The following is a 15,285-nucleotide window of genomic DNA, read 5'->3' as shown; positions in this document are numbered from 1 at the left end:
GTGTTATTTTACTTTATTACAACACTTCCATCTCCCATTAAATCCTCTATCTCTCTTATCAAATATTGAGAGACTCTAACTTTTATTTTCGAGTTTTTAATCTCTTTTTCTCCATTTATATCTATTGCAAAACTTAAAGAAACCTCTCCTTCATTTTCTAAAAGAATCTCTTTTAATCTATTATATTTTTCTTTTGATGAATCTTTTATTAATATATATATTCTATTTTTTTTCCCAAATTCTACACTTGATATAGGAATCATTTTTTTTACAACTATTTTTTTATTTTCATTTCCATTGAAGTAATCAATTTGTATATTCCCTTCAATAAAAACTGCCTTTCCTTCTAACTCTTGGCTTAAAAATTCTTTATATTCTCTAGGAAATATTATTCCACTTATTTTATCGTAATAATCTTCTAAAATAAAAGTACTCATTGCTTCCCCAGTTTTTTTTGTTAGAATTTTTTTCATATCCCTTAGTATACCATAAGTTTTTATACTATGCTGAGAATTTTCATTTTTAACTTCTGAAATTCTATCCATTTTATATGTCGTTATAATCCATCTATATTTATCTAAAGGGTGTGCACTATAATAAAATCCTAAATACTCTTTCTCCTTTTCTAATTTTTCATCCATAGAAAAATCAGTGACCTCTGGAAAACTAAAATTTACAATCTCTGATTTAGCTCCACCAAATAAATTCATCTGCTGAATATCATCCTCTTTTATCTTTTTATTGGCATAGTCTATCGCTTTTTCAATTGATTCTATCTTTTGTTTTCTATTTCCAGGTACAGAATCCAATGCACCTGAATAAACAAGTGCTTCTATATTTTTTTTATTTAACCCCTGAGCTCGAAGACGATATATGAAATCTTCAAATCTCATATATTGACCATTGGTGTTAAACTCTAACTTTATTTTTTCTGCTAAACTTTCTCCTACATTTTTTATAGCCGCTAAAGAAAATCTAATCCCACCATTTTCAACTGTAAATTTTGAAACGGGATTATTCACATCGGATAATCTTAACTTTATTTTATGATTTTTTGCATCCTCTATATAAAATGCAACATTTTCGACATTACTTTTTTCCGAAGTCATTATGGAAGCATAATACTCTTCAGGATAGAAAAATTTAAAGTACGCTGTCCAATAAGCTATCATTGCATAAGCAGCCGAATGAGATTTATTGAAACCATACCCTGCAAATTTATCTATCAAATCAAATATCTCTTCTGCTTTTTCTTTAGAATAATTATTTTTCACTGCTCTTTCTATAAATTTTTCTCGATTTTCATCCATTATAGACGCTTGTTTTTTCCCCATTGCTCTTCTCAATAAATCTGCTTCACCCAGAGAATAGTTCGCCATTACATTAGCTATTTTCATAACTTGTTCCTGATAAAGAATCACACCATAAGTTTCTTTTAAAATTTTCTCTAAGGTTGGATGAGGGTATTTTATCTCCTCTATGCCATTTTTACACTTAATAAAACTTTCAACCATTCCCGATCCAAGCGGTCCTGGTCTATAGAGTGCTAAAAGGGCTATTATATCTTCAAATTTATTTGGTTTTAATTGTACTAAAATTTTTCTAATCCCCGTTGATTCCAATTGGAAAACACCTAAACTATCCCCTGTTGATAGCATTTCATATACCTTTTTTTCCCCTAAAGGAATATCGTCCAATTTGATATTTTTTCCTTTTGTTTCTTTTATATAATCAATAGTTCTTTGAATATTTGTTAAATTTCGGAGTCCTAAAAAATCCATTTTTAACAAGCCTAACTCTTCTAACTCCTTCATTTGATACTGTGTTGAAATTGTTTTCTCCTTATTATCACTGTACAAAGGAACTATATCTGTCAACGGATCTTTCGTTATCACAACTCCTGCAGCATGAATTGAAGCATGTCTTACTTTATTTTCTAATCTTTGAGATAAATCTATTAAATTTCTAATCTCTCTATCTTCAGAATATATATCTCTTAACTCTAGTGATTCTTTCAAAGCCCCTTCCAATGTTGTAAATACAGGTATAAGTTTAGCTACTTTATCCACTTTCGCTAAATTTATATCCAATACTCTCCCAACATCTCTTAATGCAGCCCTTGCCTTCATTCTTCCAAAAGTTATAATTTGGGCTACTTTATCTTCTCCATATTTTTTTGTTACATAATCGATAACTTCTCCTCTTCGCTCTTGACAGATATCTATATCTATATCTGGCATAGAAATTCTTTCTGGATTTAAAAATCTTTCGAAAATTAGATTATATTTTATAGGATCTAAATCTGTTATTTTTAAAGCATAAGCTACCAAACTCCCTGCTGACGAACCTCTTCCTGGACCTATTGGAATATTTTTTCCTTTTGCGTAGGATATAAAGTCCCAAACAACTATAAAATACTCCTCATACCCCATTTTTAATATAACGTCTAACTCATATTCTATTCTCTTTAAAAGATCCTCATTTAATCCACTAGGATATCTTTCAGCTAAGCCTCTATAAACTATTTTTCTTAAGAATTCTTTCGCATTTTTTGAACAACTTGGAATTTCATATTTTGGAAACTTTAGCTCTCCAAACTCCAATTTTAAATTACAACGATTTGCAATCTCTTCTGTTTGATTGATAGCATCTAAGTATTTTTCACCTAGAGAGTCTATTATCTCCTCTCTACTTTTTAAAAATAACTCCTTACTCTCTATTTTCATTCTATTACTATCAGAAACCTTGCTCCCAGTTTGAATACATATCACCAAATCTTGAAGTACATGATCTCCCTCGTAGACATAGTGAGTATCATTGGTTGCAACGCATTTTATATCCATTTTTTTTGAATATCTAAAAAGTTGATCATTTAGCCCATTTTGCGCTTCTATACCATTCCCTTGAACTTCTAAATAAAAATTTTCTTTCCCAAAAATTTCTATGTATTCCTTTATTTTAAACTCTACTCTACGTTCAGATTCCTCATCTAAAATTGCTCTTGAAATCTCACCCTGCATACAAGCTGATAAAGCTATAATTCCATCACTGTGCTTTTTTAAAAATTCCTTATCAATTCTAGGTCTGTAGTAAAATCCTTTTAAAAATCCTTCAGATGATATTTTCAAAAGATTTTTATATCCTTTTTCATCTCTAGCTAAAAGCACTATATGAAAATTTCTTCCTTCTTTTTGTTCCATTCCAAATTCCGAAACATATGCTTCTAATCCTATAATTGGCTTAATACCTTTTGATACTGCATTCTTGTAAAATTCAATAGCACCAAACATATTTCCATGATCTGTTATCGCCATGGCTTTCATATTTAACTGTTTTGCTCTCTCTACATACTCTTCTATTTTTCCAACCCCATCAAGAAGACTGTACTCAGTATGTAAATGTAAATGAACAAAATTTTTACTCATTCGCTCCTCCTTCTAGTGGTCTAGCAACTTTAAAACTTCTATAAAAAATAAATGTGCCTATTAAATAAAGTACTACTGTTATATAGTACGGAAAGTTATATGAAATATTTTCCATTAAATAGCCCGCCACTATCATACTTATTGCTCTTGTTACATTTGAAGACATGGATACAACACTGCTCATCAATGCCCTATTTTCATATTCTACAGTTTCTAAAGATATATTTTGAATTAACGGCTGATTTAAATTCATCAGTGTTGATCTCAATAAAAATGAAACTCCCAGTACAAATATTCCCTGTGGAAAAGCTATTGATATTAAAAATGGAATTGAAAGCAATTGACATATCACAACCGTGTTTTCTCTTCCTAAAATTTTTGTTATATACGGCACTGAAAGTCCACCTATAACAAGTCCTAGTTGAGATAATCCCATAATTATTCCAACTCTTTCATTATCTATATTTAATGAAAATTTTAAATATACGCTAAAGAACGGAATTACTAATCCCGCTCCAAATCCAATTACCGTATTATATATAACAAACTTTAACGATTGACCGCTAAATATATCTTTAAACCCTTTAAAAAAATCTCTATTTTTACTATCTTTTTTTTTGCTAATCTCTTTTAAATTTTTCAGAGGTAAAAATCCTAATAAAATTATAAATACACATACTCCATAAACTAAAGGTATAGCTCTGCTTATTGTGAAAATATTTCCAAAGATTTTAATCAATTTTCCAGCTAAATAGCTTCCCCCAACCATCCCTAAACTTTGGATAACAAAATTTGTACTAAAAGCCTTTACTCTCTCATCCTCTTTAGAATTTTCTATAAGTAAAACTCCCACTGAAGAAAAAGGAAATCCATAGCCCATACCCATCAATGCTGAAAATATCTTTATATAAAATGGATTCGTCAAAAATCCTACTCCAAAAATACCAATGCACATCAATCCCAAACCTATTCCAATAGTTTTTTTAAATCCTATTTTTGAGCTTAAATATGCATTTATCATCGATCCTAAAGCTATTGATATACTGCTTACAGATAAAACTTGTCCTACGACCCCCTCACCATATCCCAAATTTTTTATATGAATACCTGTAAATACATTGTACACTCCTAACATAACAGATGTAGTTATAAAATTTATAAAAAATATTTTTTTAATCTCTCTCATTTTTCCCCCTAATAAACTCGAACGACTTATTACATTATACAATATAAAATTGTAAAAAAAAATACTTCTAAATAAATTTAGAAGTACAAAAAAGTTGAAACGGTTCTCCGGGGGGGGTAGAGAACCGTTTACAGGGGGGGATTAAATAATACTCTTATAAGTATAAAGTCTTTCTGTAATTAAAAAACTTTCTTATTTTTAATTACAATATTTTGACGACAGTATGTTTTAAAAAGTTTTAAAATATTTATTTTTTTTCAAAAATATCTATATTCACTTCAACTGTTATTTCTAAATCATTTAAAGAAAATAATTTTTCAACACCTTTTTGTGGACTTCTCCATCTATAAGGGGTCATGTTGAAGAGATTCTCAATGCTTTCTTTTTCTAATATTTTTACAAGATATTTTTCATTTAAAGTTTCTATATGCTCAAAAATATTTAAATCTTCAACCGGAGAATAGAACTCTTTTCTTACAACTTCATAGACTACTTCCTTCAATTGTAACAAGTGATTTTCTCCTGTAGAAACAACAATTAATTTCCCACCTTTTTTTAACGTCCTTATCTTTTCTTCAGGAATTATTTTTGCAAACATACAGATTATAAAATCTAAAGACTCATCTTCTATCGGAAGAGCACTCGCACTTGCCACTACCCACTCCATATCTTTATATGATTTTGCTGCTGAGATTATAGCTTCTTTTGAAATATCTATCCCTACTATCTCATTTTTTATTCCTAAATTCTCTAACATCATTTTTAATCTGTTTGTATAATATCCTTCTCCACACCCAATATCCAATATTCTCACATCTTTTTTTTCAGTTAAATTTTTTTCAACAGCTCTATTTACAGCATCTGAAATCCCTTTATAATATCCCTTCTCTAAATAGTTTTTTCTGCTTAAAACCATCTCCTTACTATCTCCTGGAATTTTACTGTTTTTTTGATTTGATAAAAGTAGATTAACGTGACCATATTTAGAAAGATCATAACTATGATTTCCCTCACAAATATATTTTTTTTCTATTTTTTTCATTTTTCCCTTACAAACCGGACAAATCATCATTTTGAATACCTCACTATTTTTTAAATATCTTTCTGTATATTATAACATAAAAAATATGATATAATATGCTAAAAAATAGGGTGGTGATAATTATGAATAAAGATTTTTTTAATAATTTTATTGTTAATTTCTTTGAAGCTATTGAAATCGAATTTGAAAATGCTATGAAAAAAGAAAAATCTAAAAAACTTTCTGTAGGCGAATTTGAAGTTGATGTGATCGACTACTTAGATAACAGCAAAACTCCTGTTATCGAAACTATTAAAGAAACTCCCGAAGGAGTTTTGTTATATCTTAAAAACAAAGAACAAATTCCTAGCGGATACACTGTTGAAGAGATTTTCCATCCATTTTCTTTAGCTATTCTAGCTGACAAAATAATTAAAAAAGAAAAATATACTAAAATTTTAGAAACTTTTTATGTCGATTCTGAAAATCAAGTGAGAGAATTTTTAAAAAAGAAAAATTTAGATACCCTTCCTATTGAAGAGTATGGGTTTGAAATTTTAGCAATTTCAAAAGCTACTGGAACCTACCAATTGGCGGAAGGAATAGCTGCTGAAATTTTATTAATTAACAATAGAGTTTTCTTTAATATCAAAAATGATGAGGATAACAAAGATATTGCTGTACATATCGTCGAATGTAATGCTGCTGATTTAGCAATGCTTTTAAACAATCTATTTTTCTCTGTAAATTAATAATAAGGGTGGCAAAATTTTGCCACCCTTATTATTAATATATTATTTCAAATGAATCATACTTTTCACCTTCAATAACATTTTCAGATATTGAATATATTCGACTCGTAAGAGAACCTAATCTTAAGCATTTCCTAAATTTTTCTATCTGCTCAATATCCCCTTGAGCAAAAACTTCAACATTATCATCATCTATTAAGTTTTTTATAGTTCCTTTTATCCCAATCTTAGTAGCATTTAAATACATAGTAAATCTATAACCGACCCCTTGAACATGTCCTTTTACTATAAAGTGGTACGTTTGCATAAAAATACCTCCTACTCCTAAGGAATTACTTTGATAATATTTCTACAATTTTTAAAATAACTTCTACTGATTTTTGCATAGATTGAATTGGAATAAATTCAAATTTTCCGTGGAAATTATGCCCACCAGTAAATATATTTGGACAAGGAAGACCTTTAAATGAAAGTCTTGCTCCGTCTGTCCCTCCTCTGATTGGTTTTATTATTGGAGTTACACCCACCTCTAACATTGCTTCCTTCGCTAGCTCTACAATATGATAAACAGGTTCTATCATCTCTCTCATATTATAGTAACTATCATTTAATGTTAAGATTAATTCTGCATCTGGATATTTTACTTGTAAGTACTTTACTGCCTCAGTTATTAGTGCTTTTTTCTGTAAAAACTTTTCTTTCGAATGATCTCTTATAATATAACTGATCTCTGTTGTTTCAACACTTCCACTAAAGTCTGTAAGTAAGAAAAACCCTTCATATCCCTCTGTATATTCTGGTCTTTCATTCACAGGTAATAGTGAATTTAACTCCATTGCAATAAGCATAGAGTTTATCATTTTATTTTTAGAAGCTCCTGGATGGATATCTCTTCCTTTTATTACAACATTAGCTGAAGCTGCATTAAAATTCTCATATTCTAATTCTCCAATCTCTCCACCATCTATTGTATATGCAAACTTTGCTCCAAATTTTTCTACATCAAACAGATTTGCTCCTCTACCAATCTCTTCATCTGGAGTTACTCCTATTTTAATTTCACCATGCTCTATTTGAGGATTCTCTTTCAAATATTTAAGAGCTGTCATTATCTCTACTATTCCAGCCTTATCATCTGCTCCTAAAAGAGTTGTTCCATCAGTAACTATTAAATCCTGCTCTACATAGTTTTTCAATTCTGGAAAATCTTTAATAGTCATCTTCACATTTAAATTTTTATTTAAAATAATATCTTCACCATTGTATTTTTCAATAACTCTTGGATTTACATTAGTTCCATTAAATGATGGAGCTGTATCCATATGTGCTATAAATCCTATTGTTGGAATATCTTTTTCCGTATTTGATGGTAATGTTCCCATTATATAGCCGTTTTCATCAAGAGATATATCCACTAATCCTATCATCTCTAAATCTTTTACTATTACTTTTGCTAAGTCAAATTGAATGTTTGAACTAGGACAAGTCTTGCTTCCTGAATCTGATGTTGTATCTATTTTTATATATTCTAAAAATTTTTCTATTAAAAAACTCATTTTACCCTCCAATTATCTTTTTAATTTTCCCAAAAATTTTTCAAGATTTACAATATATCTTGTATGATTACCTTTTCCTACTATTTCTTCTCTGAAGCTTACTAAAACTTCAAATTCAAGTTTTTTCCCTTCAATTTTTTTTAAAATAGCTTGGCACTTTAGCTCATCCCCAACCAAATTTGCTTTTAAATGTTCAATATTAACAACTGTTCCTACTGTACTCTCGCCTTTTTCAAGATGTTCTTGAACCAGTTTATATGCCGTATTTTCCATAAACGCTATAAGCATTGGAGTTGAAAATACATCCACACCACCTGAACCCAAAACAGCTGCAGTTTCATTTTTCTGAACTATTTTATCTTGAGAAAAAACTAATCCCTCTTTTAACATAAATCTCCCTCCTTTAAATATACATATAAAATATCATAATTTGTTAAAAAAAAATAGTCTCTTTTGCATATTTGTCAAAAATATGTTAACATCTAAAGTAAAACAAAATTTGAGAGGTAATAATTTGAGATTAGAAAAATATTTGGTTGAATGTGGTGTCGCTAGTAGAAGAAAAATAAAAAAAGCTATTTTAGAAGGAAGAGTTACACTTAATGGAAACGTTGAATATAACGACGGTACTGAAGTGGAATGGGGAATTGATTCTATCACTTTTGATGGAATAACTCCAATGAGAAAAGAACTTAAATATTACATTTTGTATAAAGTTGCTGGTTATATAACTGCGATGGCAGATGAACATAGAAAAACTGTTGTTGAGCTTTTACCAGCATACATCAACAGATCCTCTGTTTTCCCTGTTGGAAGATTGGATAAGGATACCGAAGGATTACTTCTTTTTACAAGTGATGGAGATTTAAGCTATACTATGTCACATCCCGATAAAGAAATGGAAAAAACATACTACGTTGAACTTGCTCGAGAAATAAGCTGTGATGATATTTTAGCTCTTGAATCTGGTGTTGTCTTAGATACAGGTTATGCTGCCCTTCCAGGTAAAGTCGAATATATCTCACCCAAATCAATTAATTTAACTATAACTGAAGGTAAGTATCATCAGGTTAAAAAAATGTTAAAAGCTGTTCAAAATAGGGTTACCTACCTTAAGAGAATTCAATTTGGAAACCTAACTTTAGGTGATATGCACCCAGGTGAAGTTAGAGAGATCCTGAGAGAGGATATCCAAATTTAAAATGCTAGAGAATAATCTCTAGCATTTTTTTATCCTAAAATCATATATGTGACAAAAGATGAAGTCGCTAAAACCAATCCTATTGCTGATTCATACGGTATTAACTTTAATCTTTCTTCTAATTTCATATTATTTGCTCCACCAGTACTATGAAAAAAAGATCCATGTGGTAAGTGATCCAATACTGTTGCTCCTGAATTTATCATAGCTGCTCCCCAAACTGCACTTACTCCAGCGGCTAATATTGTTCCTGAAAATGTTGCCGAGGCTATTGTTGCTCCCGCTGTTGTCGAGGCTGTTGCTCCTGACATCAATGCTCCAGATATTGGTGCTATCAAATCTTGACCAATACTTGCTTTTGCTAAAACTGATAATATTACATCTTTTAATGTTGAGTTTTTAATTATTCCTGCAACAGTTCCTGTTCCAACTAATAAAATCGCTACTCCTGACATCTTTTGTAAACCATAGTCCATTGACTCTCTTAATTTTGAAGATTTTCCCATAACTACCATTCCAACTAATCCTCCAACAGGAAGAGCTATTAATGGGTCTATATTTATTCCTAAAAGAGGTCTTAATGCCAATAGTGCTATTGTCACAACTGGTCCTGTCACACTTCCAAAAAAGCTTGGTAAATCCTCATTTTCAAAACTTTCATCAGCTTCTAAAACTTTTTCTCCCTTTTCTACTAAAACTTTTGCTATTAAAACCGTTGCCATAAGTCCTACAATTGCAGGAATAATATTTACCCACATAACTGATGACAATGATGCTCCAAAATTCTCTGCTGCTGCTATTGTATTTGGATTAGGAGAGATTATATTTCCACTTTTCCCTCCACCTACCATCGCACATAAAATTGCCATTTTTGATATTTTCAATCTTCTGGCAATAGCTAATGCAATTGGAGATACTGTTATAACTGCAACGTCTATAAAAACTCCTATTGCCGTCAGTATAAGTGCTGATAGCGCCAATGCAAATATTGCTCTTTTTTCACCTAAAGTTTCTATTATTGTTTCAGCTATTTTAGTAGCTGCATTTGTTTTTATAAGTATTCCTGCCAATACACCGGCCGTCAAAATTCTAACTATTGCAGGGGTAACATCTTTAACTCCACTGATCATCAAATTAACTGTTTCTGGAAGTGAAACCCCACCTGCTAATCCTCCAATTACTGCTCCTAAAATCAAACTGTATGCTGGATTTGCCTTTTTTATAATTAAAATAATTGCTATTAACAACCCTAAAACTGCTCCAAATGCTGTCATTTTTCCTCCCTTTTCCTATCTTATTTTGTATATTTATTTTCACATACTTTTATTAATCTAAAAATCTCTTCTGTATTACTTTTTACAAATTTTTTTGCATTCTCCTTTTTCATAGCCTCTTCCAAAGTAATTGGATAATTCATTATAGAAAAGAAGCTATCAATACCTTTTTTATGAGTTTCTACAGCCTCATCTGTAATTCCACCAGCTAAAGCAATTACAGGAATTGAAAACTTTTTAGCTATTTTTGCCACTCCTACAGGAGCTTTTCCCATTGCTGTTTGATGATCGAGCCTGCCTTCCCCAGTGATTACAAAATCTGCACCTTCCAGTTCTTTTTCTAACCCTACTTTCTCTAAAATCATATCAATTCCTGGAGACAATTTTCCATTTAGAAATGCAACAAGTCCTCCACCTAGTCCACCTGCTGCTCCAGCTCCTGCCATATTCGAAATATCTATTCCAAGCTCTTTTTTTATTACTGTAGCTAAGTCGCAAAGTCCCTTATCCAAAAGTTTAACCATATCTTCGGTTGCACCCTTTTGTCTAGAATAAATCTCAGCAGCACCTCTTGGTCCATAAAATGGATTATCTACATCACAAGCTACTAAAAAATTACACTCATTCAATTCTTTTATTTTATTTGAAGCATCAATATATTTAACTTTTGATAATATCTCTCCTCCAAACCCTAACTCTTTTTTATTTTCATCCAAAAATTTATATCCTAGAGCTTGCATCATCCCTAATCCTGCATCATTTGTTGCACTTCCACCAATTCCAATTACAAATTCACGACAACCTTTTAAAACAGCATCTTTAACCAACTCTCCAGTTCCATAAGTTGTTGTCTTCATTGGGTTTCTTCTTTCTTTTTCAATTAGCGGTAATCCTGAGGCTGCAGCCATCTCTATAACCGCTGTTTTCCCATCACCCATTATTCCATATACTGCTTCAATTTTTTCCATTAACGGATTATTTGCAACTACTTTTACAAACTTTCCTTCGGTTCCTTCAACAAGAGACTCAACTGTTCCTTCTCCCCCATCTGCAATTGGTACTTTTATAACTTTAGCATCTGGATAAACTACTTTTACTCCTGATTCAATCGCTTCTCCCAATTCGTACGAGCTTAAACTTCCTTTAAATGAATCTATTGCTACTACAACTTTCATATCTCCTCCTTATGTAAAACTATTTAGTAATTAACTACCTATTTTAGTACTATTCTCCTTTTTTTTCAACAATATTTACAAAATAAAAAAATGCCGAGAAGCTCTCGGCACTAAATTAAAATATTTTCACTTACTTTTTTATTTTCCTTTAAATAGCTTGCTAAATATACAAATGGTGTATCTAATGTCGCAACTATTACCTTCATAACATATGTCACTATAAATATCTCTACTAAAACTTGCATAGGGTATACTCCTGCGAAAGCTATTGTTGTAAATATCAAGTTATCTATTAATTGACTAATCAATGTACTAAAATTATTTCTAATCCAAATATGTTTTTTAGATGGAAATCTATTTTTCCAAAATTTATAAGCCCATACATCATGTCTCTGAGATATTCCATAAGCTACTAATCCTGCAAATAATATTCTTGGCATAAAATCAAATATCATTTTTAAACTTTGAAAATTAGCAACACCCTCTTGAACTGCACTCGGCACAAAAGAAACTGCTATTTTCATTATTATAGCTGTTACAATCATACTAAAAAATCCTAATTTAACAGCTGTTTTAGCTTCATCCTCACCATAATTTTCAGAAAGTATATCTGTAACTAAGAATCCTCCAGCATACATTATATTTCCAAGTGTTGTTTCAAATCCAAAAAGATTAACCAACAATACAACTTGAATATTAGCTAAAATACTACTTATAGGAACCCACATAAACAATCCTAACTTTCCAAATTTTTTATAAATAAAAATTATACTAAAAAAGTTTACCAAAAGCATTATTCCCCATAAAATTTCGTTTCTCATATCATCTCTCCTACATTTCTTATCTTATTGCTCAAATACTCCTAAATCTTTATTGTCGATAAGCAATTCCACTCTTGGATCGTTTTGTAAATAAAGATATTTTTTTACAAACCATTTTACCAACTCTTCATCTCTTTCAACCACTGTTCCATTGTTTATAAATATATTTATTGTTATACTTTTAAAATATTTTAATCCTAATTCTAAATCTTTTTCTATCATCTCTTTTGTTTGCCCTTTAGCACATATTAGAAGACATACTGAATAGAGTTTTTTTCCTAAAGATTCACATTCTTCATCCGTGATTTTAAAATTTTTACCATAGTTATTTATTCTAAATTCATCATCAAATGTCTCCATTCCCATCCTAAACCTTATGTCTATCCCCTTGAAAAACTCTCTTATTTCTGATAGCCTATTTTTATATCCATAATATATTTCAAAATAAATTAATGTTATTCCTTTTTGAAGAGCTACCTCTTTTATTTTTTCTAATGTTGATTTTGGAAGTTCAAATACTGAACCTGAATTTATAACCTCCAGGGCCTCAAATTCTCCTGTAACCTCTTCTAAAGTCTCAAAATTTATTTTTTCAATCTCTACCTCATCTGTTGAGTTATCCTCTATATAGTTACAAAATTTACATTTCCCATACTTGCAAGGATACCCTTTTAACAAAACAATCTCTCTTCTGTTCCCATTTTCAATTCTATTATACCTAATTCCCATTTTCATTTCTCCTAGTTTTTAAAAATAAAAAAAGCAGGGAAACCCCTGCTCAAAATTAAAAAAGGGTAAATTTACCCCTTATACTTAATAGTTTAAGCCTAGTTTTTTTAAGATGGAGGTTTACGAACATCTACCATATAAATGGATTTTTATTTAATTCACCTTATTTTAACATATTTTATTGTAAAAATCAAAAAAAATAGACCCTAAGGTCTATTTTTTAATTAAATTTTGGTTTTGCTTCAATCTCCATCATATTTACAAAGTCATTTAGATTCATTGATTCTTGATCTTGCGATCCAAATCTTCTTACATTAACTTCTCTATTCTCTACCTCATTTTTTCCTATGATTAATTGAACTGGAACTTTATATTTTCCATTTGCTTCTCTTATTTTATATCCTATTGACTCTGCTCTAGTGTCAATCTCTGCTCTTATTCCTGCAGCTTTTAACAACTCAACAACCTCTTTGGCATAAGGAGCTACTTCGTCATTTATTGTCAACACTTTAACTTGGCATGGTGCTAACCAAGTAGGGAATGCTCCCGCATAGTGTTCTATTAATATTCCCATAAATCTTTCTAAAGATCCGTAAACAACTCTATGAATCATAACTGGTCTGTGTTTTTCTCCGTCTTCTCCAACATAAGAGATATCAAATCTCTCAGGAAGGTTAAAGTCTAATTGAATTGTTCCACATTGCCATGTTCTTCCAATTGCATCTTTTATTTTAAAATCCAATTTAGGTCCGTAGAACGCTCCGTCTCCAGGATTTAGTTTATAGTCTCTTCCTAATTTTTTTAGTGCTCCTTCTAAAGCTGATTCTGCTTTATCCCAAATCTCTTGAGATCCGATAGCTTTTTCAGGTCTTGTTGAAAGTTCAATAGAATATTCAAATCCAAAAAGTCCTCTATAGAACTTATCTATTAAGTTTACTACACCTATAATTTCATCTTCGATTTGTTCTGGAGTCATAAATATATGTGCGTCATCTTGAGTAAAGTTTCTAACTCTCATAAGACCATGTAATGCACCTGAAAATTCATGTCTATGAACAATTCCTAACTCTCCGGCTCTTATAGGTAAATCCTTATATGAATGCATTCCATGTTTATAAACTAAAACTCCTCCTGGACAGTTCATAGGTTTTATAGCAAACTCAGTCTCATCAATTTCAGATGTATACATATTTTCTCTATAGTTCATCCAGTGTCCTGAAGTTTCCCATAACTCTTTATTTAACATGATTGGAGTCTGGATCATCTCATATCCAGCTAACTCATGTTCTCTTCTCCAAAGATCAGTCAATACATTTCTCATCTTCATTCCATTTGGTAAGAAAAATGGGAATCCTGGTCCAAAGTCACTTGTAAAAAATAACTCTAATTCTTTTCCTAATTTTCTATGATCTCTTTTTTCTGCTTCTTCTAGGAATTTTAAATGTGCCTTTAATTGAGGTTCAGTTGCAAATGCAAATCCATAGATTCTTTGTAACATTTTATTGTTAGAATCCCCTCTCCAATAAGCTCCTGCTACTGATTTTAATTTAAATGCTTTCAAATAAGATGTTGATGGTACATGTGGTCCTCTACATAAATCAATGAAGTCACCTTGCTTATAGAAAGTTAACATCTCATTTGCTGGAATACTCTCTATAATTTCTACTTTATAGTTTTCTCCTAAGTTTTTAAAGTGCTCTATAGCAGCCTCTCTAACCATCTCTATTCTTTCAATTTTTATATTTTCTTTTACTATTTTTTTCATTTCAGCTTCAATTTTAGCTAAATCCTCATCAGTAAACTGCTCAACTGGATCAAAGTCATAATAGAATCCATTTTCAATAGATGGTCCTATCGCAACCTTTGTTTCTGGAAAAAGTCTAATAACAGCTTGTGCCAAAAGATGTGCTGTTGAGTGTTTTATTATCTCTTCTCCCTCTTCTGTTTCAGGAGTTATAAGTTCAACTTTAGCATCTCTATCCAATATATAACTCATATCCACTTCTACTCCATCAACTTTTGCTCCAATAGCTTTTTTAGCTAATGAATTGCTTATCGATTTTGCAATTTCAAACATATTTACACTGTTTTCAAATTCTTTTATATCTCCACTTGGTAATATTACTTTCATGTTTTTCTCCTTTT

At 30.7% G+C, this 15,285-nt stretch carries 13 protein-coding genes and 1 riboswitch; of the genes, 2 read left to right on the top strand and 11 right to left on the bottom strand.

Features of this window, described 5'->3' with window-relative positions; all coding sequences use genetic code 11:
* Positions 1 to 8: 8 nt before the first annotated feature.
* From Q0V67_RS03320 to Q0V67_RS03310, 3 genes are all read right to left on the bottom strand, one after another.
* Positions 9 to 3,425, bottom strand: coding sequence for a DNA polymerase III subunit alpha (locus tag Q0V67_RS03320; protein WP_297597034.1), 3,417 nt, complete (start codon positions 3,423 to 3,425; stop codon positions 9 to 11).
* Positions 3,418 to 4,611 carry an MFS transporter gene (locus Q0V67_RS03315; RefSeq protein ID WP_297597033.1) on the bottom strand — a complete coding sequence of 398 codons (1,194 nt, stop codon included), beginning with the start codon at positions 4,609 to 4,611 and terminating at the stop codon, positions 3,418 to 3,420. Before Q0V67_RS03315 ends, Q0V67_RS03320 begins: the two co-directional genes overlap by 8 nt.
* Before the next feature lie 247 nt (positions 4,612 to 4,858).
* Positions 4,859 to 5,680, bottom strand: coding sequence for a methyltransferase domain-containing protein (locus Q0V67_RS03310; protein WP_366938433.1), 822 nt, complete (start codon positions 5,678 to 5,680; stop codon positions 4,859 to 4,861).
* Positions 5,681 to 5,775: 95 nt separating this feature from the next.
* Between Q0V67_RS03310 and Q0V67_RS03305 the strand changes: the two genes are divergently transcribed.
* Positions 5,776 to 6,384 (top strand): hypothetical protein, encoded by a 609-nt coding sequence (locus tag Q0V67_RS03305; protein WP_297597029.1) that lies wholly within the window; start codon positions 5,776 to 5,778, stop codon positions 6,382 to 6,384.
* A gap of 34 nt (positions 6,385 to 6,418) precedes the next feature.
* Here Q0V67_RS03305 and Q0V67_RS03300 read toward each other — a convergent pair whose 3' ends face one another.
* From Q0V67_RS03300 to Q0V67_RS03290, 3 genes are read right to left on the bottom strand one after another with little or no spacing between them, the layout of a single operon-like run.
* Positions 6,419 to 6,691, bottom strand: a complete 273-nt coding sequence (locus tag Q0V67_RS03300) for an acylphosphatase (protein WP_297597026.1) — start codon at positions 6,689 to 6,691, stop codon at positions 6,419 to 6,421.
* 25 nt (positions 6,692 to 6,716) lie between these two features.
* Positions 6,717 to 7,940, bottom strand: a complete 1,224-nt coding sequence (pepT, locus tag Q0V67_RS03295; RefSeq protein ID WP_297597024.1) for a peptidase T — start codon at positions 7,938 to 7,940, stop codon at positions 6,717 to 6,719.
* Positions 7,941 to 7,952: 12 nt separating this feature from the next.
* Positions 7,953 to 8,330: a thioesterase family protein gene (locus Q0V67_RS03290; protein ID WP_297597022.1), complete on the bottom strand. Its 378-nt coding sequence runs from the start codon at positions 8,328 to 8,330 to the stop codon at positions 7,953 to 7,955.
* Between the two features lie 124 nt (positions 8,331 to 8,454).
* Between Q0V67_RS03290 and Q0V67_RS03285 the strand changes: the two genes are divergently transcribed.
* On the top strand, positions 8,455 to 9,141 hold the full coding sequence (locus Q0V67_RS03285; RefSeq protein WP_297597020.1) for a pseudouridine synthase: 687 nt from the start codon (positions 8,455 to 8,457) through the stop codon (positions 9,139 to 9,141).
* Between the two features lie 29 nt (positions 9,142 to 9,170).
* On the opposite strand, the gene Q0V67_RS03280 is transcribed toward Q0V67_RS03285, so the two are convergent.
* From Q0V67_RS03280 to thrS, 5 genes are all read right to left on the bottom strand, one after another.
* On the bottom strand, positions 9,171 to 10,415 hold the full coding sequence (locus Q0V67_RS03280) for a GntP family permease (protein ID WP_297597018.1): 1,245 nt from the start codon (positions 10,413 to 10,415) through the stop codon (positions 9,171 to 9,173).
* A gap of 20 nt (positions 10,416 to 10,435) precedes the next feature.
* On the bottom strand, positions 10,436 to 11,590 hold the full coding sequence (locus tag Q0V67_RS03275) for a glycerate kinase (RefSeq protein WP_297597016.1): 1,155 nt from the start codon (positions 11,588 to 11,590) through the stop codon (positions 10,436 to 10,438).
* A 110-nt stretch (positions 11,591 to 11,700) separates the two neighbouring features.
* Complete coding sequence (locus Q0V67_RS03270) at positions 11,701 to 12,411, bottom strand: queuosine precursor transporter (RefSeq protein WP_297597014.1); 711 nt, start codon at positions 12,409 to 12,411, stop codon at positions 11,701 to 11,703.
* A 24-nt stretch (positions 12,412 to 12,435) separates the two neighbouring features.
* A complete protein-coding gene (locus Q0V67_RS03265) occupies positions 12,436 to 13,140 on the bottom strand; it encodes a radical SAM protein (RefSeq protein WP_297597012.1) in 705 nt (234 codons plus the stop codon).
* 92 nt (positions 13,141 to 13,232) lie between these two features.
* Positions 13,233 to 13,277: riboswitch (PreQ1 riboswitch) on the bottom strand.
* Positions 13,278 to 13,360: 83 nt separating this feature from the next.
* Positions 13,361 to 15,271, bottom strand: coding sequence for a threonine--tRNA ligase (gene thrS, locus Q0V67_RS03260; RefSeq protein ID WP_297597010.1), 1,911 nt, complete (start codon positions 15,269 to 15,271; stop codon positions 13,361 to 13,363).
* Positions 15,272 to 15,285: the final 14 nt, after the last annotated feature.

It is taken from the genome of uncultured Cetobacterium sp. (assembly GCF_947072685.1).
Taxonomy (GTDB): Bacteria; Fusobacteriota; Fusobacteriia; order Fusobacteriales; family Fusobacteriaceae; genus Cetobacterium_A.
Note: the sequence above shows the minus strand (reverse complement) of the source record. Positions and strands in the feature narration are given on the sequence as shown.

Excerpts from the sequence above, each read along its gene's own strand:
- Q0V67_RS03320 (WP_297597034.1), bottom strand. The coding sequence starts at position 3,425 with ATGAGTAAAAATTTTGTTCATTTACATTTACATACTGAGTACAGTCTT.
- Q0V67_RS03315 (WP_297597033.1), bottom strand. The coding sequence starts at position 4,611 with ATGAGAGAGATTAAAAAAATATTTTTTATAAATTTTATAACTACATCT.
- Q0V67_RS03310 (WP_366938433.1), bottom strand. The coding sequence starts at position 5,680 with ATGATTTGTCCGGTTTGTAAGGGAAAAATGAAAAAAATAGAAAAAAAA.
- Q0V67_RS03305 (WP_297597029.1), top strand. The coding sequence starts at position 5,776 with ATGAATAAAGATTTTTTTAATAATTTTATTGTTAATTTCTTTGAAGCT.
- Q0V67_RS03300 (WP_297597026.1), bottom strand. The coding sequence starts at position 6,691 with ATGCAAACGTACCACTTTATAGTAAAAGGACATGTTCAAGGGGTCGGT.
- pepT (WP_297597024.1), bottom strand. The coding sequence starts at position 7,940 with ATGAGTTTTTTAATAGAAAAATTTTTAGAATATATAAAAATAGATACA.
- Q0V67_RS03290 (WP_297597022.1), bottom strand. The coding sequence starts at position 8,330 with ATGTTAAAAGAGGGATTAGTTTTTTCTCAAGATAAAATAGTTCAGAAA.
- Q0V67_RS03280 (WP_297597018.1), bottom strand. The coding sequence starts at position 10,415 with ATGACAGCATTTGGAGCAGTTTTAGGGTTGTTAATAGCAATTATTTTA.
- Q0V67_RS03275 (WP_297597016.1), bottom strand. The coding sequence starts at position 11,590 with ATGAAAGTTGTAGTAGCAATAGATTCATTTAAAGGAAGTTTAAGCTCG.
- Q0V67_RS03270 (WP_297597014.1), bottom strand. The coding sequence starts at position 12,411 with ATGAGAAACGAAATTTTATGGGGAATAATGCTTTTGGTAAACTTTTTT.
- Q0V67_RS03265 (WP_297597012.1), bottom strand. The coding sequence starts at position 13,140 with ATGGGAATTAGGTATAATAGAATTGAAAATGGGAACAGAAGAGAGATT.
- thrS (WP_297597010.1), bottom strand. The coding sequence starts at position 15,271 with ATGAAAGTAATATTACCAAGTGGAGATATAAAAGAATTTGAAAACAGT.